General features: G+C 64.2%; 17 protein-coding genes. 7 read left to right on the top strand and 10 right to left on the bottom strand.

Annotated elements, in window-relative coordinates; all coding sequences use genetic code 11:
• Positions 1–221: 221 nt before the first annotated feature.
• From HV744_RS28830 to yoaA, 3 genes are all read left to right on the top strand, one after another.
• Positions 222–1,121 carry a hypothetical protein gene (locus HV744_RS28830; protein WP_175152761.1) on the top strand — a complete coding sequence of 300 codons (900 nt, stop codon included), beginning with the start codon at positions 222–224 and terminating at the stop codon, positions 1,119–1,121.
• Between the two features lie 129 nt (positions 1,122–1,250).
• A complete protein-coding gene (locus tag HV744_RS28825) occupies positions 1,251–1,469 on the top strand; it encodes a DUF465 domain-containing protein (protein ID WP_175152760.1) in 219 nt (72 codons plus the stop codon).
• A gap of 63 nt (positions 1,470–1,532) precedes the next feature.
• Complete coding sequence (gene yoaA, locus HV744_RS28820; RefSeq protein WP_175152759.1) at positions 1,533–3,812, top strand: DNA repair helicase YoaA; 2,280 nt, start codon at positions 1,533–1,535, stop codon at positions 3,810–3,812.
• A 139-nt stretch (positions 3,813–3,951) separates the two neighbouring features.
• Here yoaA and HV744_RS38575 read toward each other — a convergent pair whose 3' ends face one another.
• Both HV744_RS38575 and HV744_RS28815 read right to left on the bottom strand, forming a co-directional pair.
• Entirely contained in the window at positions 3,952–4,215 is a 264-nt protein-coding gene (locus HV744_RS38575) for a hypothetical protein (protein WP_425497867.1), read from the bottom strand.
• Between the two features lie 232 nt (positions 4,216–4,447).
• A complete protein-coding gene (locus HV744_RS28815) occupies positions 4,448–5,698 on the bottom strand; it encodes a cupin domain-containing protein (RefSeq protein WP_175152758.1) in 1,251 nt (416 codons plus the stop codon).
• 32 nt (positions 5,699–5,730) lie between these two features.
• Between HV744_RS28815 and HV744_RS28810 the strand changes: the two genes are divergently transcribed.
• Positions 5,731–6,270, top strand: a complete 540-nt coding sequence (locus tag HV744_RS28810) for an FKBP-type peptidyl-prolyl cis-trans isomerase (protein WP_175152757.1) — start codon at positions 5,731–5,733, stop codon at positions 6,268–6,270.
• Here the strand turns inward: HV744_RS28810 and HV744_RS28805 are convergent.
• The 4 genes from HV744_RS28805 to HV744_RS28790 all read right to left on the bottom strand — a co-directional run bounded on the left by HV744_RS28805 (position 6,250) and on the right by HV744_RS28790 (position 12,684).
• Positions 6,250–7,587 (bottom strand): hypothetical protein, encoded by a 1,338-nt coding sequence (locus HV744_RS28805; protein WP_175152756.1) that lies wholly within the window; start codon positions 7,585–7,587, stop codon positions 6,250–6,252. The two genes, HV744_RS28810 and HV744_RS28805, sit on opposite strands and share 21 nt — an antisense overlap.
• A complete protein-coding gene (gene mutS / locus HV744_RS28800; protein WP_175152755.1) occupies positions 7,574–10,261 on the bottom strand; it encodes a DNA mismatch repair protein MutS in 2,688 nt (895 codons plus the stop codon). The genes HV744_RS28805 and mutS overlap by 14 nt, the downstream gene beginning before the upstream one ends.
• A gap of 159 nt (positions 10,262–10,420) precedes the next feature.
• Positions 10,421–11,719: a lysophospholipid transporter LplT gene (gene lplT / locus HV744_RS28795; RefSeq protein WP_175152754.1), complete on the bottom strand. Its 1,299-nt coding sequence runs from the start codon at positions 11,717–11,719 to the stop codon at positions 10,421–10,423.
• A gap of 161 nt (positions 11,720–11,880) precedes the next feature.
• Positions 11,881–12,684: an inositol monophosphatase family protein gene (locus HV744_RS28790; RefSeq protein WP_175152753.1), complete on the bottom strand. Its 804-nt coding sequence runs from the start codon at positions 12,682–12,684 to the stop codon at positions 11,881–11,883.
• A 353-nt stretch (positions 12,685–13,037) separates the two neighbouring features.
• Here HV744_RS28790 and HV744_RS28785 point away from each other — a divergent pair, with 353 nt between their 5' ends.
• Positions 13,038–13,874, top strand: a complete 837-nt coding sequence (locus HV744_RS28785) for an RNA methyltransferase (RefSeq protein WP_175152752.1) — start codon at positions 13,038–13,040, stop codon at positions 13,872–13,874.
• Between the two features lie 176 nt (positions 13,875–14,050).
• The gene (cysE, locus tag HV744_RS28780) at positions 14,051–14,902 is read left to right on the top strand and encodes a serine O-acetyltransferase (RefSeq protein WP_175152751.1); all 852 of its coding nucleotides are present in this window, start codon (positions 14,051–14,053) and stop codon (positions 14,900–14,902) included.
• A gap of 139 nt (positions 14,903–15,041) precedes the next feature.
• Here cysE and HV744_RS28775 read toward each other — a convergent pair whose 3' ends face one another.
• From HV744_RS28775 to HV744_RS28760, 4 genes are all read right to left on the bottom strand, one after another.
• Positions 15,042–15,839 carry a UDP-2,3-diacylglucosamine diphosphatase gene (locus HV744_RS28775; RefSeq protein WP_175152750.1) on the bottom strand — a complete coding sequence of 266 codons (798 nt, stop codon included), beginning with the start codon at positions 15,837–15,839 and terminating at the stop codon, positions 15,042–15,044.
• Positions 15,840–15,886: 47 nt separating this feature from the next.
• Positions 15,887–16,381, bottom strand: a complete 495-nt coding sequence (locus HV744_RS28770; RefSeq protein ID WP_175152749.1) for a peptidylprolyl isomerase — start codon at positions 16,379–16,381, stop codon at positions 15,887–15,889.
• A gap of 166 nt (positions 16,382–16,547) precedes the next feature.
• Entirely contained in the window at positions 16,548–17,129 is a 582-nt protein-coding gene (locus HV744_RS28765; protein WP_175152748.1) for a peptidylprolyl isomerase, read from the bottom strand.
• Positions 17,130–17,188: 59 nt separating this feature from the next.
• Positions 17,189–17,980, bottom strand: a complete 792-nt coding sequence (locus tag HV744_RS28760) for a tetratricopeptide repeat protein (RefSeq protein ID WP_175152747.1) — start codon at positions 17,978–17,980, stop codon at positions 17,189–17,191.
• A 232-nt stretch (positions 17,981–18,212) separates the two neighbouring features.
• On the opposite strand from HV744_RS28760, the gene cysS reads away from it, so the two are divergent.
• Complete coding sequence (gene cysS / locus HV744_RS28755) at positions 18,213–19,607, top strand: cysteine--tRNA ligase (RefSeq protein ID WP_175152746.1); 1,395 nt, start codon at positions 18,213–18,215, stop codon at positions 19,605–19,607.
• Positions 19,608–19,641: the final 34 nt, after the last annotated feature.

Raw genomic sequence — 19,641 nt, 5'->3', positions numbered from 1 at the left:
CTACGACGTTGCCAACCTCCTTGTCCCTCAATCGCCTGGGCTTCCGCCTGGTCTCTCGCCTGTCGCCGGGTTTGCCACAACAGCCGCTGTTTTTGTCGCGCTCGCCGCTCAACTCGCTCGTGTCGGCATCGCGCTACGCGCTCGGGTCCGCGCTTGGATCTGGGTTCGGGTTTGCATTCATTCCCCACAGGGCGATTGCCGCGTCCTGCGCAGCGTGCGTGATGGCCGCCATACTGGCGATCTCCGCGCCCGCCTCGGCGCAAACGCCGGCGAGCGCGGGCAATAGCCCGCTGGTGCCCGCGCAGACGCTTGCGCCAGCCGCCGCATCGGCCGTGCAGGCTGGGCAGCCGGCCGGCGGCACGACCGCCAGCAGCGCCGATAGCGCGAGCGACGCGGCCGCGCTGGACAACTCGTTCGAGGCGCGCCAAAGAGCGCTGGATCAACGCAGCGACGAGAACAACTACCGCTTCGGCGTCGCCCAGCACAACTGCTACAGCAGGTTCTTCGTCAATCACTGCCTGAACCGGGCGCGCGACAGCATGCGCACGGTGCAGGCGGAGATTCGCAAGGAACAGCTCGCGCTCGACGGCGAGCAGCGTGCGGAGCGCGCGCGTCAGCGCGACGAGCGCGTCGCGCTCAGACGCGCTCGCGACGAAGCGAATGCGCCGCAGCGTGCCGCCGAAGATGCGCGCAACGAGCAGGCCTACCTGGAAAAGCAGCGTCAACACGAGCTCGATCAGGCACAGCGCAACGCCGAGGCGCCGCAACGCAGCGCGAACGCCCAGGCTTACGAGGAAAAGCAGCGCCAGCATGCGCTGGATCAGGCGCAGCGCGGCATCAGCCCGTCGCAGGCGGCCGCTAACCAGCAGGCATACGACCAGAAGCAGGGCGACTTCCAGCGCAAGCTCGAGCAGGCGCGTCAGCAGGGTGCGCAGAAGGCCCAGGAGCGCATCGAGAAACAGCAGAGCTTCGAGAAAAAGCAGGCCGATGCGGCACAGCACAAGGCCGACGTGGAAGCGCGTCAGAAGCAGGCAGCCGAGAAAGCCGAGCAGAAACGTCAGGACGCGTTGAAGCAGCAGCAACTCGAAGAGCAGCAAAAACAGCAACAGCAGCAACAGTAAATAGCCTGTAGTGGGCCCGGGCGAGGTTGTGGCCAGGGCCGAAGTCGCCGTAACGCGTTTTAAGCCGGACAGCAACCTCAGGCGTCGGTCTGCGCGTGCAGCCCGTGCCGCAGACGGGAGGAGGCGAGCATGCGCGATCATCGCCACGTCATCGACGCGAACACACTTCGCGACCGGATTCTGCAACTGGAATCGGAGCACAGTGGGCTCGATCGGTTGATCGACCGAATGTCGGATGAGCCCGGCATCGACGACTTCGAGTTGCAGCGCCTGAAAAAGCGCAAACTCAAAGTCAAGGACACCATCATCTTGCTGCAATTGCAGCTCGAACCGGACGTGCGCGCCTGAGTTCGCGGCCTGGCAGGCGCCGGACGCGCGCCGCGCGAGCCGGACTTTGCAGGAACGCTTGCCTTGAATTCACCGCTTGAATCTTCATCCCGGACCACGCCGGGCGACGACGCAGCAGGAACCGGCACGCCGGCGCCGCGTGCTGCCGCGTCCGCGCTGAGCGCGTCATTGAATCCGCGGCGCGTGGCCGAACTGGACGAGATCTTCGCCGACAACGGCCTGCTGGCCCGGCAGATCGACGGCTATCGCTCACGGGCGTCGCAGATCGAGATGTCGCGCGCCGTCGCCGCGGCGATGGAAGCGTCGGGCCGCGCGCTGCCCGAGCCCGCGATGTTCGAAGCGCAGAAGCGTCCGGCGCGGCGTCTGCAATCGACGGCCGCCGATGCCGCGGCCGGCGCCGCTGAAAGCACCGAAGCGAACGGGCTCGACGGTAGCGAAAACACCTTGATCGTCGAGGCGGGCACGGGCACCGGCAAGACCTACGCGTACCTCGTGCCGGCCATGCTGTGGGGCGGCAAGGTGATCGTGTCCACCGGCACCAAGCACCTGCAGGACCAGCTCTTTCAGCGCGACATTCCGACCGTGCGCGATGCGCTCGCGGTGCCGGTGTCGGTCGCGATGCTCAAGGGGCGCGCCAACTACCTGTGCCACTACTATCTGCAGCGCACCGCGGATAACGGCCGTCTGCCGTCGCGCCAGGAAACGTCGTATTTGCAGGACATCGTGCGCTTCGCGAAGATCACGCGCACCGGCGACAAGGCCGAACTCGCGAGTGTGCCGGAAACGGCGGCGGTGTGGTCGATGGTCACGTCGACGCGCGAAAACTGTCTCGGCCAGGAGTGTCCGCATTACAAGGACTGCTTCGTGATGCAGGCGCGTCGCGAAGCGCAGCAGGCCGATATCGTGGTGGTCAATCACCACCTGTTTTTCGCCGACATCATGTTGCGCGATACGGGCATGGCCGAGTTGCTGCCCACCGCCAACACCATCATCTTCGACGAAGCGCATCAACTGCCGGAAACGGCGACGCTGTTTTTCGGCGAGACGCTGTCCACCACGCAGTTTCTCGAGCTCGCGCGCGATTCGGTCGCCGAAGGTCTGGGCCATGCGCGTGAAGCAGTCGACTGGGTCAAGCTCGGCTCGACGCTCGAGCGCGCGGCGCGCGATGTGCGGCTCGCGTTCAAGGAAGACTCGGTGCGTTTGTCGATCGGCCAGTTGCCCGACGATCATCCGCTGTTCCCCGCGCTCGAAACGCTCGAAGCCGAACTCGACGCGTTGGCGTCCGCGCTGGCGGGGCAGGCCGAGCGCGCCGAATCGATCGGCGCGTGTTTGCGTCGCGCGCGCGAGTTGCAAGGCGTGCTTGGCGGTTGGACCACGCCGCCCACCGAGACCGAGCGCAAGGCCGCCGACACGCGTCAGGCCGCGTCGGCCGACGGCAACGCAGAACGCGCCGACCCGAATGAAAAGGTGCGCTGGATCGAAGTCTTCTCGCATACCGTGCAGTTGCACGAAACGCCGCTGTCGGTCGCGCCGATCTTCGCGAAGCAGCGCGCCGGCGTGCCGCGCGCGTGGATCTTCACGTCGGCCACGTTGTCGGTGCGCGGCGACTTCACGCACTACGCCGCGCAGATGGGCCTGAACGCCAGGCGTTCGATGACGCTGCCCAGTCCCTTCGACTATCCGACGCAAGGGCTGCTGTACGTGCCGCGCAATTTGCCGCAGCCGTCGTCGCCGATGTTCACCGACGCCGTGTTCGATGCCGCGTTGCCCGCGATCGAGGCATCGGGCGGCGGCGTGTTCATGTTGTGCACGACGCTGCGCGCGGTGGACCGCATCTCGGCCAAGTTGCGCGACACGATCGAAGCGCGCGGCTGGAACTATCCGCTGCTCGTGCAGGGCGATGCGAGCCGTACCGAGTTGCTCGACCGCTTCCGCGCATACGGCAATGCGATTCTGGTGGGCAGCCAGAGTTTCTGGGAAGGCGTGGACGTGCGCGGCGATGCGCTGTCGCTGGTGGTGATCGACAAGCTGCCGTTTGCGCCGCCCGACGATCCGGTGCTGTCGGCGCGACTCGACGCCATCGCCAGGAAAGGCTTGAGCCCGTTCGCCGTGCATCAGTTGCCGCAGGCCGTGATCACGCTGAAGCAGGGCGCAGGCCGGCTGATTCGCGCGGAGACCGATCGCGGCGTGCTGATGATCTGCGATACGCGCCTTGTCGACAAACCGTATGGGCGTCGTATCTGGCAAAGCCTGCCGCCGTTCAAACGGACGCGCGAGATGGAGGTGGTGCGCGAATTCTTCGAAGAGAACGCGACGCCGATCAGTAGACAGACTACGTCTTGAAAATGCCGTCGTAAAAAACACGGCGCGCAAATGGCAAAACGCCACGGATGTAAATCCGTGGCGTTTTGCTTTACTGCCCGGGAAATCGCGATGATTTCCCGATGCAGTTTTCGCCCAGAGGCGAGCCCTATGCGACAGCTTACTGGCTTGCGCCCGAAGCCGGAGCAGCTGCCGAAGCAGCAGCGCCTGCTTCCGAAGCAGCAGTCGTAGCCGTAGCAGCGGCATCGCTCGCAGCAGCAGCGGCACCCGATGCAGCCGCAGCCGCATCCGAAGCAGCTGCAGCAGCCGGTGCCGAAGCAGCAGCTGCGTCGCTAGCCGGAGCAGCAGCTTGGTCGCTGCTCTTGTTGCATGCAGCCAGTGCCACAGCTGCCAACAGGGATGCTACGAGGAGGGATTTCTTCATGATCACGTCCTTTTATGGTTTAAAGGTAAGCAACAGCGCAAAATAAAACCGGTAATGTGCTCCAACACCGACCCGGGCCGCTGGTGGAGACGCTCTTTCGACGAGCTGGAATCTTCCCTACGGCTTGGGCGGAAATTATATGCACTTTCGTACTGACAGTCGATAAATCCGGGGTCAATACGTTGTCTTTCTCATACAAAATTTCACTGTACGGTATAGCAGGCAGGCAGTGTTACACAAGCTCGCCCACTTGTATCCAGCCCGCACAATACCACTCGTGCAGCAATGCTGTCACCGGCGAATCGTGTGAGAGTGTTACAAAGCGTTTCGCACTCATGCACCGGCGATCTGCGAGATCAAACAGCCATTTTTTTGCGCTATCAAGTGAGATTTCTTCTCCATTTACGAAGAAAAAACGGCGGTTGTACAACAAATTCGTCTTGCGGTCCAGCCGCAGGCCGGACTTCGACGCCTGACCGATAAAACGGGCCTCATTGAGCGGCCTTTCCGGCGGATCAAACACGACGCTCGGCTTGGGCTCGCTGAGATACGTGCCAAGGAACGTCGCAATATCCTGCTCTTTCCATTTGATGTCAGCAAGGATTGCGCCAACCCGGTCGACCAGCGCCGCCGGCAACTCGGCCGGACGGTCGACGGCGGGTTGCTGCGGATCGCGGTAAAGCGCGCCTCTCTTGCCCGCGGACTCGCCGCGCTCGGCCAGATGGTAGAGGAATTGCGCGGTCAACTCGCTCGCGGACGGGGCGCGAAAACCGATCGAGCACGTCATGCATTCGCCTTCGGCGATACCGTCATGCGCGATGTGCGGCGGCAGGTACAACATATCGCCTGGCTCGAGCAGCCATTCCTCTTCGGGCTCGAAGTTCTGTAAAACTTTCAAGGGCAAGCCGGGTTGCAGTGTCAGATCTTTCTGTGAACTGATGCGCCAACGGCGCTTGCCTTTTACTTGCAAAAGAAACACATCGTAGGAATCGAAGTGAGGACCTACGCCGCCACCGTCGCTTGCGTACGAGATCATCAGGTCGTCGAGGCGCGCGTCCGGCACGAAGCGGAAGCGGTCCAGCAACGCGCGCGCGCGATCGTCGTGGAGATCCACGCCCTGGACGAGCAACGTCCATGCGCGCTGCTTCACCGAGGGTAGTTCGTCAGGCGCAAACGGCCCGTGCTCGAGCTGCCATTTGTTGCGAAAGTGGGTGATCAGACGTGCTTCGACTTCTTCCTGATCGGCCAGCTCGAAGAATTCGTCGCGCGACAGCGGCGCCTCGACCTTCGGAATCGCCTGGCGAATCAGCAGCGGCTTCTTCTGCCAGTACCGGCGCATGAATTGCGACGGCGTCAGATCGCCGAGCAACGCGGTCGGCGTATCAGGCGAGGGCGGGAGAACAGGACGCACCGGCTTTGAAGCCGGCGACGAATTCCGTGCCGAAGCTGCATCGGCCGGGTGGTCAGTGGGCCGCCTGGGCATCGTATAATGTGAGTTGTATTCTGGAGAATCGAATGAAAATCGCAAAGAACACCGTCGTATCGGTCGCTTACAAGCTATCGGATGCGCAGGGCAATCTGATTGAAGAAAGCGACGAGCCGATGGTCTATCTGCACGGCGGCTATGATGGCACGTTCCCCAAGATCGAGGAAGAGCTCGACGGCCACGAGGCCGGCTTCGAGACTCAGATCCAGCTCGAGCCGCAAGACGCGTTCGGCGAGTACGACCCCGATCTCGTGAAGATCGAGCCGCGCGATCGTTTCCCGGAACCGCTCGAAGTCGGCATGCAGTTCGAAGGCACGCCGGAAGAAGGCGATGAAGATCTCGACTCGCTGGTCTACGTGGTGACCGACGTCGCGGAAGACAAAGTCGTGCTCGACGGCAACCATCCGCTCGCCGGCATGGCGCTGCGTTTTGCGCTGAGCGTGAAAGACGTGCGTCCGGCTACCGAAGACGAAATCCAGCACGAGCACGCGCACGGCGCTGACGGCCTCGAAATCCTCGACGAAGACGACGAGGAAGACGACAACAAGTCAGGGCCCACTCTGCACTGAACTTGCCGGCATGCCCGGCACACCTGAAGAAGCGCCCGGTGTGCCTGGCGCGGCGGGCGGGGCCGACAGCGCCGGCCCGTATGCGCCGCCACCCTGGTCGGCGGGTATGCGCGGTTGCTGATCCAGTTGCGGCTCGCCGGGCGTCTGCAACAGCGGTGGCAATTCCGACGCCGGTCCGAGTGCCGGTACAGCCGGCATCGACGCAGCCGGCTCCTCGCGCGGCAACACCGGTTGCGCGGCGGGCATCGGCATCTGCTTCGGCACATCGCGCACGCTCACACGGAACGGCGGTTTTCTGCCGAGTTCCGCTTCAATCTGAATCCACTGGTTAAGACGGTCATGCGGCGCAAGCGCGACACGCGTGAGATTCGTCACCAGCATCCCCTTGTCATTGCGTAGCGGCTGATCGATCACGAAGCCGCCGCTGGTGTGTTCGTCGTTGCAGTGAATGACCAGCACGGGCCCGTGGAAAATCTGCGCGAGCTTGACGAGACTGCGTTTGAATTCCAGAAAGCCATCGCGGCGCGGGCTGTGCGCAAAGCGTAACCATGCGAAACGGTCGGGCCGTTCATAACGTTCCGGGTCGGGGTCGCCCTGAATGAACACGACGACCGCGCGTGCGTCGCGGCGTTTCGCGTATTCGCCGGCGTGTTCGAGCCAGAAAGCATTGGCGACGACCCGGTCTTCGAATTCGCCGTTGCGGCCGCCCGCGGTCAGATAGTGATTGTTCGGGCTCGGCGCATTCAGGCCGACGAACACGATGTCGCCCGCTTGCCAGCGCACGTTTTCGCGAAACGGCCGAAAGCGCGAGACCTCGCTTTCCCGCGTCAACGCAATCGGGTTCTGGCCCATCGACGTGGCATCGGCGAACAGGGTCTGACGCAGCAGGTCGAGCCGTTCGACCGGATCAAAGCCGCCGGCCTCGGCGGTGCCGCAATCGGCCCAGTCATGCTGGCCGGGAATGAAGAACAGCGGGGGCCTGGAGGTTTCGAGCAGCGCCTGGCGCCGCTCGTAGAGCGTATCGCGGCAGGCTTCCTTCGGTCCCTTCAGATTGCCGTTGTAGACGATGAACGACACCTCGCGCTCACGGCTGATCGCCTCGATCAACCGCTGCGTGGTGGCTTCGTCGGCGGAACTGTGCATCGTGTTGGCGATGACCGCGAAGGTGAAGCGCGGCGCCGCGGCAGATGCCGGCGTGGCGAACGCGAAGAGTCCCGCGAGCGACGCGAGAGCTCCCGTCAACGCGACGGCGAGAGTCAGCGCCGCGCGAAGTCGGCGCGGGCGTTGCGGGGAGCTATGTGCGTCAATGATCCGCATCCGGCGCGGCGGCCAGTTCGTGCAGTTCGTACAGCAGGTCGAGTGCTTCGCGCGGCCGCAGATCGTTTGGATCGATGCCGCGCAAACGCTCGACGAGCGCCTGCATCGCGGGCGATGCCGTTGCCGCATCGGGCCGGGCGTCGCGCTCGTCGTCCGCGTCTTCGACCAGCATCGGCACGGGCGCGGCGAACAGGTCGAGTTGCGGCGCGGGTTGCGCGGCCGACTGCTGTTCGAGATGCGCGAGATGCTTGCGCGCCGCACGAATCACCGTGTTCGGCACGCCGGCGAGTTGCGCGACCTGCAGACCGTAGCTCTGATTGGCCGGACCTTCGCTGACCGCATGCAGGAACACGATGCCATGCCCATGCTCGACCGCCGACAGATGGACGTTGGCCGCGTGCGGAAACTCCGCCGGCAACTGCGTCAGTTCGAAATAGTGCGTGGCGAACAGCGTATGGCAGCCGTTGTGCGCGAGCAGATGGCGCGCGATGGCCCATGCCAGCGCGAGCCCGTCGAAGGTCGACGTGCCGCGGCCGATTTCATCCATCAGCACGAGACTTTGCGGCGTGGCGTCATTCAGGATCGCGGCGGCTTCGGTCATCTCCACCATGAAGGTCGAGCGGCCGCCGGCCAGGTCGTCGGCTGCGCCGATCCGCGTGAAGATGCGGTCGATCGGCCCGAATGCCGCGCGCCGCGCCGGCACATAGCTGCCCACATACGCGAGCAATGCGATCAGCGCGGTTTGCCGCATGAAGGTCGATTTGCCGCCCATGTTCGGGCCGGTGATCAGCAGCAGTTTGCGCTCGGGCGTGAGCGTGCAGTCGTTGGCGATGAACTGCTCGACCTGCGCCTCGACCACCGGGTGGCGCCCCTGTTCGATCTCGATGCCGGTGTCCGGTGAGAACGTGGGTGCGACCCAGTCGAGCGCGCGGGCGCGCTCGGCGAAGGCTGCGAGCAGGTCGAGTTCGGCAAGCGCCGACGCGACCCGCTGGCAATCCGGAATGAAGGGCAGCAGTGACTGCAACAACGCGTCGTACAGCGAACGTTCGCGCGCGAGCGCGCGCTCCTGCGCGGACAGCGCTTTGTCCTCGAAGGTTTTCAGTTCCGGCGTGATGTAGCGCTCGGCGTTCTTCAGCGTCTGACGGCGGCGATAGTCGTCGGGCACCTTGTCGGTCTGGCCGCGCGTGACTTCGATATAGAAGCCATGCACCTTGTTGTACTCGACGCGCAGATTGCCGATGCCGGTCCGTGTGCGCTCGCGCGTTTCGAGATCGATCAGGAATTGTCCGCAGTTCTCCGAAATATCCCTGAGTTCATCGAGCTCCGCGTCGTAGCCCCGCGCGATCACGCCACCGTCGCGCACCATCGCCGACGGCTCCTGCGCGACCGCGCGCTTGAGCAGTTCGACGCAGGCCTGCGGCGGTTCCAGCGACGCGTCGATACGCGTGAGCGAATCCGCGTTGGAAGAAACCGCCGCGAGTTGCGTGCGCAGTTCGGGCAGTGCGATGAACGTGTCGCGCAGGCTCGACAGATCGCGCGGCCGCGCCGACAGCAGTGCGAGACGCCCGGTGATCCGTTCGATGTCCGAAATCTGCCGTAACGCGCCGCGCAGCGTATCGACGTCGGCGCCCGGCGGCGCGTCGAGCAATGCGCCGATCGCCTGCTGACGCGCCTGCGCCACCGCGGATGCGCGCGGCGGATGATGCAGCCAGTGACGCAGCAGACGGCTGCCCATGGTCGTGCAGCAGGTGTCGAGCAGCGAGCACAGCGTGGGCGAATCGGTGCCGCGCAGCGTTTCGGTGAGTTCGAGGTTGCGGCGCGTGGCGGGGTCGAGGCCGATATATTCGGATTCGTATTCGACCTTCAGGCTGCGCACGTGGCGCAATTGCTGGCCTTGCGTGGCCGCCGCATATAGCAGCAATGCGCCGGCCGCGCCGCAGGCGCTGGTCAGCGAATGCGCACCGAAACCGTCGAGGCCAGCGACTTCCAGCTGGTCGCACAGGCGCTGCGTGCCCGACGCGATATCGAAATGCCAGACCGGCACACGGGTCAGCGCGCCTGCGTTGACCGGCGGCGTCCAGCTTGCCGAATCGGCGGCGGTGTCGGCCACCAGAATTTCCGCGGGACGAATGCGCTCGAGCGCCGCCGCCACCTGGTCGGGGGCGACTTCCGCGAGGCGCAACGCGCCGCTCGCCAGATTCAGCCACGCGAGGCCAACGCTGGTGGCGACGCCGCGGCGATTGTGCGCGACGAACATGGCCAGCAGATAAACGTCGCTCTTATCGGACAGCAGCGCGGCATCCGTCAGCGTGCCCGGCGTGACCACGCGCACCACTTTGCGCTCGACCGGTCCTTTCGACGTGGCCGGGTCGCCGATCTGCTCGCAAATCGCGACGGATTCACCGAGCTTCACCAGCTTGGCCAGGTACTGTTCGACCGCGTGATGCGGCACGCCCGCCATCTTGATCGGATTGCCGCCCGATGCGCCACGCTGCGTGAGCGTCAGATCGAGCAGACGCGCGGCTTTTTCCGCGTCTTCGAAAAAGAGTTCGTAGAAGTCGCCCATCCGGTAGAACACCAGCGTGCCCGGATGCTCCGCCTTGATGCGCAGGTACTGCTGCATCATCGGCGTGTGTTGTGCGACGTCGTTGGCCGCTGCGGTTTGAATGCCCATCCTCGGTGTCTTCTTGCGTTAGCTGTTCAGGGCGTGAGTTTAACCTGCCGGCGCAGCGAGCGGACCCTGGCCGAACGGCCAATCGGCACAGCGAAGCGTATGTCGCCGTCCAAATGCTTGCGTTCGCTCAAACGCGCCCGATTCGCCATTGCCACGGGTTCATTCCTCGACCATCGCCCGTATGTCCACCGTGCGCTCGTTCATTGCGCTGCGCCGTTTGGCGAGCCACATCATCAACGTGACGAAGCTGCCGAACACGACGATGATCCATTGCGCCGGCATCTTCGCGGTGAGCAGCAGCGCATACGCGCCGAGCATCAGCAGCACGGCGAGATTCTGGTTGAAATTCTGCACGGCGATCGAATGGCCGGCGGACAGCAGCGTCGCACCACGATGCTGAAGGATTGCGTTCATCGGCACGATGAAAAAGCCCGACAGCGCGCCCAGCAGGATCATCAACGGATAGGCGAGCAGGATGTAGATCGGCGCGACGTACGAGCCGATGCGAATGCCCGCGCCCGCCGGAAACAGATCCTTGTTGTAGAACGCCACCGCGATCGCCACCGCGCCGGTCAGGATGCCGACCGGCAGCACCCGCAGCGACTTGCGCAATGGAATCAACGCAGCCGCCGCCGCTGCGCCGACCGCGATGCCGAGGCCCGTGACGCCCTGCATCACCGCCGCCTTCGACAGCGACAACCCAAGGTTCACGTTGGCCCATTTGAGCACCAGCAATTGCAGCGTCACTGCGCCGCCCCACATCAGGGTCGTCACCCACAACGCGATCTGCGCGAGTTTGTCGGCCCACAGCACGTTGAAGCAATGGTAGAAATCGCCGACCAGCTTCTTCGGTTCTGACAGACGGTTCGGATAACGCGCGCCGGTATCGGGAATGAAGATGTTGATTGCAGCGGCGATCGCGTAGGTGATCACCACCGCGAACATCGCCAGATCGGCGGCGGAGCGGATCAGCGGCAGATGCGCGTGCGCGACGAATCGAGTGGCGAAGGTGCTGATCAGCGCGCCGCCGACCATCGTGCCGACGATGGTCGACAGGACCGTCGCCGATTCGAGCCACGCGTTCGCCTTGACGAGTTTTTCCGCCGGCAGCAGTTCGGTCAGGATGCCGTACTTGGCGGGCGAATACGCGGCCGCGCCGAAGCCGACCACGCCATAGGCGATCATCGGATGGACGCCCGCGATCATCATCAGGCAGCCGCTCGCCTTGAGCGCGTTGGAGATGAACATCACGTGGCGCTTTTGCAGCGCGTCGGCGAACGCGCCGACGAACGGTGCGAGCAGCACGTAGGAGATGGTGAAGAAAATCTGCAGGAGCGGCGTGACCCAGGCGGCCGAGCGAATCACGGAGAGCAGCGCGATGGCGGCGATCAACAGTGCATTGTCCGCGAGCGACGAAATGAACTGCGCCGCAATGATGGTGTAGAAGCCTTTTTTCATGAGGCGGATTGGAAGCTGCGTGCCCGACGGGTGAAAAGCGGGTGAAGGCGAGGTGACCGCGACGCGCAAAGCAGGGCGCAGCGAAAAACGCGCAAAAAACGCGCGAAAAGCAGCCGGCAAACCAGCGCGCCGGCGCAAGGCCGGCTCGACGACAACCTGCCTTAAGCCGATTGCTGACGCGTGCGGCTAAAGCGCGACAGAATCGGAATCATCTGGGCGTAAATCTTCGGGTTGCCCGCGACGATTTCTCCGACGTGCAGGAAATCCGAGTCGCCCGTGTAGTTGCCGACCAGACCGCCGGCTTCCGTGATCAGCAGGCTGCCCGCGGCGACGTCCCACGGACTCAGGCCCTGTTCGAAGAAGCCGTCCATGCGGCCGGCGGCGACGTTCGCCAGATCGAGCGCGGCGGCGCCCGGACGGCGCAGGCCGGCGCAGGCTTCGGTCATTTCAGCGAACTGGCGGCCGTAGGCTTCAATGCCGTCCTTTTCGCGGAACGGGAAGCCGGTGCCGATCAGGCCGTCGGCCAGACGGTCGCGCTTGGCCACGCGGATGCGGCGGTCGTTCAGGAACGCGCCACGGCCGCGCGATGCGGTGAACAGGTCGTTGCGGGTCGGGTCGTAGACCACGGATTGCGTCACGATGCCCTTGTGAGCCAGCGCGATCGACACGCAGTAATACGGAAAACCGTGGATGAAGTTGGTGGTGCCGTCGAGCGGATCGATGATCCACTGGTACTCGGATTCGTTATCCGACTGGCCGGATTCTTCGGCGAGGATCGCGTGATCGGGATAGGCGGTCTTCAGCGTGTCGATGATCGCCGCTTCAGACGCTTTGTCGACCTCCGTGACGAAATCGTTATGCTGTTTCTTGCTGACCTGGATCAGATCGAGGTCGAGCGACGCGCGGTTGATAATCTGGGCTGCGCGGCGCGCGGCCTTCACAGCGATATTGAGCATGGGATGCATGAGACTGATCCTTGTGCCGGGGCAGCACGGCTGCTGGCCGGTAAATGAGCGCTAAACCTGCGCTGACTGGGCGCCCCGAAGAGGCGCGGAAACAGCACGGAACGCCCGCCCGATCCAGGACCGGTGCGCATTCCGCCGACGGAGACGAATTGAATAAGAACGAGACGCCCGGTTGAGCGGGGGCTGAAACCGGGCGCGAGTCCTGGTATTTTACCTGAGTCCGGGCGACGCGGCAGCGTTCGCGCCGCGGGCGGCCAATCTGGCATGCGTAATCCGCAACGCCGTGCGCAGGCAATTCAGAGCCTGCACGAGGTTGGCGCTACCATACCCGTTTAGGCTTGCATAATTCCATCGTGGACCACAGCCACCATTCTTCCGATCCCGCCGTGGCCGACCTGCGCGGCGGCTTCACCTCGACGCGCTTCGTGCTCGTCGAGCCCAGCCATCCGGGCAATGTGGGCGCGGCGGCGCGCGCGCTGAAAACCATGGGCTTCTCGCGGCTCGTGCTGGTGTCGCCGCGTGTGCCGCACGTGCAGAGCGATCCGGAAGCGATCGCGATGGCGAGCGGCGCCGACGACGTGCTCGCGTCCGCGCACGTCGTGCCGACGCTTGCCGATGCGCTGACCGGCGTGCATTGGTCGATTGCGCTGACCGCGCGGCTGCGCGAATACGGTCCGCCGCAATGGACGCCGCGCGCCGCGGCCGCGGTCGCGCATGAGCGGGCGGTGCACGGCGAGATCGCGCTGGTGTTCGGCAACGAGCGCACGGGCTTGTCGAACGAGGACGTCGAGCGCTGCAGCGCGCTCGCGCATATTCCGGCCAATCCGGCCTACAGCTCGCTCAATCTCGCGCAGGCGGTGCAGGTGTTGGCGTACGAACTGCGCACCGAGTATCTGTCGGCGGACGATGTGGCAACCCGCGCGCTGGTCGCGATTCAGGCCAACCAGGAGCAGGGCGAGCCGGCCGGCGCGCGCGCGGCGAGCGATGAAATCGAAAGCATGTTCACGCATCTGGAGAGCGCGCTGGTCGCCATCGAGTTTCTCGATCCGGCCAATCCGAAGAAGCTGATGTCCCGCTTGCGTCGACTGTTCGCGCGCTCCGGGCTGGAGCGCGAGGAAGTGAACATCGTGCGCGGCATCGCCAGGCACATTCTGCTGAAGACGAACCGAAAGGACGGCGACGCGTCCTGAGCGCCGCGTTCCTCTGACGACCTTGCCGGCAGCGTGGACTTCCGGCAGGTTTCGCGCAATCGACCTACAATCCTCGAAACGTTCTAACCAAAGCTGCCGGCGTGCTATGCGGCAGCGCTGCCGTCATGCGTGACGTAACACGCAGGCGGTCTTTTCTCCACAACATAGTCCCTGCCATGTTCACGAGACTTCGCGAAGACATTGCCACGATCCGCGAGCGCGACCCCGCCGCCCGCAGCGCATGGGAAGTGCTCACGTGTTATCCGGGCCTGCACGCGCTCGTGCTGCACCGGCTCGCGCACGCCTGCTGGCAGGCGAAGCGCCGCTGGCTCGCGCGTTTCATCTCGCAGATGGCGCGCTTCATGACCGGCATCGAAATCCATCCGGGTGCGACGGTGGGGCGGCGCGTGTTCATCGATCACGGCATGGGTGTGGTGATCGGCGAGACCGCGCAGATCGGCGACGACTGCACGATCTACCAGGGCGTGACGCTCGGCGGCACGTCGCTCACACGTGGCGCGAAACGGCATCCGACGCTCGAGCGCGGGGTGATCGTGGGCGCCGGGGCGAAGGTGCTCGGCGGTTTCACGATCGGCGCGGACGCGAAGATCGGCTCGAACGCGGTGGTGACGAAACCGGTGCCCGCGCGGGGCACGGCGGTGGGCAACCCGGCGCGGATCATCGTGCCGGCTGCGGCGGTATCGGCGACTTCGGCTGCGGCGACGGCAGTCACCGCCGACAGCGATTCCAGCGGCGCCGCGCGTGATGCGAAACGCACAGCCGAGCGCAGCGCATTCTGCGCGTACGGCATCACGCCGAATGCGGACGACCCTGTGTCGCTAGCGATTCACGGCCTGATCGATCATGCCGCCACGCAGTCGAAGCGTATCGATGAAATCGTCGACGCGCTGGAGCGGTTGGGCACGAGCCTCGAAGGGCTGCAAGGCGCGGATGCGGCGTTGCTCGATCTGCGACGCCTGTCGGCTGCGATTGCGGGGAAAGTGGAAGGGGTGGTGGCGGAGCGGTGACAGCGTTAGCGGCTTGGGGGCCGGCGCCGCGAACGGTGGCCGGCTCGAGAGGGGGTTGGCAGCGCGGCTGTAACAGCACGGCTTCAAACAAGACACCTTCGGCAAGACATCCCCGAATGAGACTCTAACCAGGCCAGTCTCAATCCAAAGGCAGCGCCCGAACCCCATCCGCATCGATCCGCAGATACCCGCCGCGGCGCACGCCGTGGTCGAGATCCCAATCCGGCAGAACCCAGCGCGTGCCGCCCGGTTCGCGATGCCGCGCGGGAAGATGCGTGTGTCCATGAATGATCGTCGCCGTTTTCGATGCCTTGAATAAGGCGGCGACGGCCTTCGACGTCACGTCATACTTCATCGAGACCGGCCGCAGGCGGCCATGCTCGCTCTTCGAGCGCATGTTCTCAGCAAGCTTCTGGCGCCAGCGAAACGGCCACGCCAGAAACAGCATCTGCGCGAGACGGTTGCGCGCGAAACTCCGGAAGATCTGATAGCCACGATCCGCGCTGCACAGGCGATCGCCATGCGCGAGCGCGACGCGCGTGCCGAACGCGGTGATCACGAACGGATCGGGCAGCCAGATCGCGCCGGCCGCTTTCATGAAGCGCTTGCCGAGCAGAAAGTCGCGGTTGCCGTGCATGATGTAGAGCGCAATGCCGCGTTCCGACAACGTATGCAGCAGCGCCGCGATACGCGCGGCGAACGGCTCGACCAGCATGTCGTCGCCGATCCAGTACTCGAACAGATCGCCGAGAATGAACACCGAATCCGCCTGCTCGGCGGTGACGCGAATGAAATGTTCGAACGCGGCGACCGTGCGCGGAATCGCCCCGCTCAAATGAATGTCGGAGAGGAAAAAAAACGGGCGTGCGGCGTGCGGGCGTTTGCCCTCGCCAGGCACGCCCGCGGCGACGCTTCGCAGCGGTGTTTCTTGCAGCATTGAAGGTGCCTGATTTCAGTTCGAACGAATCGACGCTCAGTCGATGCTTAGTCGACGATCACAGCTTTTTCGATCACGACGTCGTCGGCCGGCACGTCCTGATGGAAGCCCTTCGAACCCGTCTTGACCTTCTTGATCTTCTCGACCACGTCCATGCCTTCGACCACCTTGCCGAACACCGCGTAGCCCCAGCCCTGCGGCGTCGGCGACGAGTGGTTCAGGAAGTCGTTGTCGTTCACGTTGATGAAGAATTGCGCGGTAGCCGAATGCGGGTCGTTCGTGCGAGCCATCGCGATCGAGCCGTTGACGTTCTTCAGGCCGTTGTTCGCTTCGTTGTTGATCGGCTCGGCCGTCGGCTTCTGCTTCATGCCGGGTTCGAAACCGCCGCCCTGGATCATGAAGCCGTCGATTACGCGGTGAAACACCGTGTTGTCGTAGTGGCCGGCCTTCACGTAGTTGAGGAAGTTCTCAACCGACTTCGGCGCCTTCTCAGCGTCCAGTTCGAGTTTGATGACGCCGTGGTTCGTATGCAGTTCAACCATGATGGAATCCTTTGATGAACGTGGTGGGTAAAAGGCGCGGCGAGTCGTCATGTGCTGACGGCGGACCGCGCCGGGGCGTGGATTGTGCACTAACGCGTTCTGGTGCGTGCGTTCGGGTGCGGATTCGGGTGGCTGTGCGCTCGCGCTCGCTTACTTGCTTGCTGTACTACTTGCCGACCACCGTGGCCGACTGGATCACGATCGGCGTTTTCGGCACGTCGCTCATCGGGCCGCGCGTGGTGGTGGGCGTGGCTTCGATCTTCTTCACGACGTCCATGCCGCTCGTCACCTTACCGAACACCGCGTAGCCGTTGCCGTCCGGATTCGGATAGTCGAGGCCGGCATTGTCCACCGTGTTGATGAAGAATTGCGCGGTGGCCGAATTCGGATCGCTGGTGCGCGCCATCGCGAGCGTGCCGGTCAGGTTCTTCAGACCGTTGCGGCTTTCAAGCGGAATCGGCGCGCGCGTCGGCTTCTCGGCGAAGCTCTGCGTGTAACCGCCGCCCTGAATCATGAAGCCCGGAATCACGCGATGGAAGATCGTACCGCTGTACTGGCCGGACTTCACGTAGTCGAGAAAGTTGGCGACCGTCTTCGGCGCTTTTTCAGGGTACAGCTCGACGCGGATGTCGCCTTCCGATGTCTTGAGGAGGACGGACGGATGCGCGGCTTGCGAACCGGACTGCGCAAAGGCGGGTGCGTTTGCGATCAGGGCGGCGCTGCCGAGCGCCAACATCAACCATTTCATGAAGATCCTCGGGGTTGGAAAAAACGGGGTGCCTGAAACGTGCCAGCAGCGTGCCGGCGTTACTGCGACGGTGCCATGTAGGGCGGCATGGCGAGCGAGCCGTTCGGCCCGCCGAACTGGAAGCTCGGCGTCTGCGTCATGTTCGAGGTGGCGCGGGCCGTGTAGTTGTCCGTCGGCGCGGCGACGGACGGCCTGGCCGGCGTGCGGGTCTTGGGCGGCGAGACGATCTTCTGGATGTCCGCGAGACGCTGCGTGGTCGTGGCGCTCGCCTTGCCGAGGCCCTGCGCGCGACGGTACGCTTCATTGGCCATGCGCAGATACAGGTCGCCGAGATTCTCGAACGCGAGACCGTAGCTCGGATTGACCTTGGTCGCCGTTTCGAGCGCGACGCGTGCTTCGGCGAAATGGCCTTGCTTCGCGTAAAGCGCAGCGAGGTTGTTATAGGGCTCGGGCAGCTCGGGGTACATCTGCGTGAGTTCGGTGAAGGCGGCAATGGCCTCGTCGTCGCGATTCAGGTGGGCAAGCACCGTGGCGCGCTTGAACTTCGCCTGGGCGTCGCGCGGATTCGCCGCGATGTGCGCGTCGAGCTGGGTCAGCGACGCTTCCCAGTTTTTCTGCGCAATCGCCGCGTCGACTTCCGGTGTGTTGTCGCGCACCGCGGGGCCTTGCGGCATCGCGGCGGCCTTCTGCGCATAGACCGCTGCAGCCGGCAGGACCGCAAGGGCCGCAGCCACGGTGACGCGCAAGGCGAGGGTGCGAGTCGCGTTGCGGGCAATGCCGCGCGTGACGTCACTGAACGCCGTCGCGGCGAGGGTCGCAACGCTGCGCGCGCGGCCGCTGGAAGGTTTCATAGGCTCGGGTCTGGATGTTATACTCCGACCCATTCTAACAAAAGGTCTGCGCGTTCCGTCGAACCGCAAACTGTCTTTTCGCCACTCGTGGTCGTCTCCGCCTTGATCGCAGCCTGACCGCCGCACCAGCTGCACCGGTTTTGCTGTATGCGACGCACCCGCCGTCTGGTTCGCGGGACGCGGCGAGCATGAAACACAATGCGGATTTCTTTCGGCCCACGCACCGTTCTCTATGGAATCACTGCGCATCTACAACACGCTCGCGCGTGACAAGCAAACTTTCGTGCCGCTGCAAGAAGGCGTTGTGCGGATGTACGTCTGCGGGATGACCGTGTACGACTATTGTCACGTCGGTCATGCGCGGGTGATGGTCGTGTTCGACATCGTGCAGCGCTGGCTGCGCACGCTCGGCTACGACGTGACCTACGTGCGCAACATCACGGATATCGACGACAAGATCATCCGCCGCGCCGTCGAGAACGGCGAAACGATCAAGTCGCTGACCGACCGCTTCATCAACGCGCTGCATGAAGACGCGGACGCGCTCGGCATCCAGCGGCCCGACATCGAGCCGCGCGCAACCGACTTCATTCCACAGATGCTCGGCATGATCGAGGCGCTCGCGGCCAACGGCTACGCGTACCAGGCGAGCGACGGCGACGTCAACTACGCGGTGCGCAAGTTCGCCGGCTACGGCAAGCTCTCGGGCAAGTCGCTCGAAGACCTGCGGGCGGGCGAACGCGTCGCGGCCAACGACGCGAAACAGGACCCGCTCGACTTCGTGCTGTGGAAGCAGGCGAAGCCCGAAGAGCCCGCCGACACCGGCTGGGACTCGAAGTACGGGCGCGGCCGTCCCGGCTGGCATATCGAGTGCTCGGCGATGGGCTGCACGTTGCTCGGCGACCAGTTTGACATTCATGGCGGCGGCCAGGACCTGCAGTTTCCGCACCACGAAAACGAAATCGCGCAAAGTGAAGCTGCTACCGGTCAAACCTTCGTCAATTACTGGATGCACAACGGCTACGTACAGATCGACAATGAGAAGATGTCGAAGTCGTTGAACAATTTTTTTACGATTCGCGAAGTGTTGGCGCAGTACGATGCAGAGGTCGTGCGTTTTTTCATCGCGCGCGCGCATTACCGTTCGCCGTTGAATTACAGCGACGTGCATATCGACGACGCCCGCAACGCCCTCACGCGCTTGTACACCGCGTTGAAGGATGTCACGCCGGACGCCGCGGAACTCGACTGGAACGAAGCGCATGCGCAGCGTTTCCAGACGGCAATGAACGACGACTTCAACACGCCGGTGGCAGTGTCGGTGTTGTTCGAGTTGGCAACTGAAGTGAACCGCACGCGCGATCCCGCGCTGGCCCGTCAATTGCGCTCGCTCGGCGCGGTGCTCGGACTGCTCGGCCGCGACCCGCGTGCATACCTGCAACAGGCCGCGGGCGCAGCCGTTGGCGCGCTCGAGCCCGCCGCGATCGAAGCGAAGATCGCCGCGCGCGTGGCCGCCAAGCAGGCGAAAGACTATGCGGCAGCAGACCGGATCCGGGCCGAATTGCTCGAGGCCGGCGTTGCACTTGAAGACAAACCCGGCGGGTTGACCGAGTGGCGGCGCGTGTGAGCGCACCTCGTACTTCCCTCTGATCGACTCGCCA

It is taken from the genome of Paraburkholderia ultramafica, from assembly GCF_902859915.1.
GTDB classification, from domain to species: domain Bacteria; phylum Pseudomonadota; class Gammaproteobacteria; order Burkholderiales; family Burkholderiaceae; genus Paraburkholderia; species Paraburkholderia ultramafica.
The sequence above is the reverse complement of the archived record's forward strand: the minus strand, read 5'-3'. Positions and strand labels throughout refer to the sequence as shown.

Bases quoted from the DNA above. Each gene is read 5' to 3' on its own strand.
- HV744_RS28830 (WP_175152761.1), top strand. From the start codon at position 222: ATGGCCGCCATACTGGCGATCTCCGCGCCCGCCTCGGCGCAAACGCCG.
- HV744_RS28825 (WP_175152760.1), top strand. From the start codon at position 1,251: ATGCGCGATCATCGCCACGTCATCGACGCGAACACACTTCGCGACCGG.
- HV744_RS38575 (WP_425497867.1), bottom strand. From the start codon at position 4,215: ATGAAGAAATCCCTCCTCGTAGCATCCCTGTTGGCAGCTGTGGCACTG.
- HV744_RS28815 (WP_175152758.1), bottom strand. From the start codon at position 5,698: ATGCCCAGGCGGCCCACTGACCACCCGGCCGATGCAGCTTCGGCACGG.
- HV744_RS28810 (WP_175152757.1), top strand. From the start codon at position 5,731: ATGAAAATCGCAAAGAACACCGTCGTATCGGTCGCTTACAAGCTATCG.
- HV744_RS28805 (WP_175152756.1), bottom strand. From the start codon at position 7,587: ATGCGGATCATTGACGCACATAGCTCCCCGCAACGCCCGCGCCGACTT.
- mutS (WP_175152755.1), bottom strand. From the start codon at position 10,261: ATGGGCATTCAAACCGCAGCGGCCAACGACGTCGCACAACACACGCCG.
- lplT (WP_175152754.1), bottom strand. From the start codon at position 11,719: ATGAAAAAAGGCTTCTACACCATCATTGCGGCGCAGTTCATTTCGTCG.
- HV744_RS28790 (WP_175152753.1), bottom strand. From the start codon at position 12,684: ATGCATCCCATGCTCAATATCGCTGTGAAGGCCGCGCGCCGCGCAGCC.
- cysE (WP_175152751.1), top strand. From the start codon at position 14,051: ATGTTCACGAGACTTCGCGAAGACATTGCCACGATCCGCGAGCGCGAC.
- HV744_RS28775 (WP_175152750.1), bottom strand. From the start codon at position 15,839: ATGCTGCAAGAAACACCGCTGCGAAGCGTCGCCGCGGGCGTGCCTGGC.
- HV744_RS28770 (WP_175152749.1), bottom strand. From the start codon at position 16,381: ATGGTTGAACTGCATACGAACCACGGCGTCATCAAACTCGAACTGGAC.
- HV744_RS28765 (WP_175152748.1), bottom strand. From the start codon at position 17,129: ATGAAATGGTTGATGTTGGCGCTCGGCAGCGCCGCCCTGATCGCAAAC.
- HV744_RS28760 (WP_175152747.1), bottom strand. From the start codon at position 17,980: ATGAAACCTTCCAGCGGCCGCGCGCGCAGCGTTGCGACCCTCGCCGCG.
- cysS (WP_175152746.1), top strand. From the start codon at position 18,213: ATGGAATCACTGCGCATCTACAACACGCTCGCGCGTGACAAGCAAACT.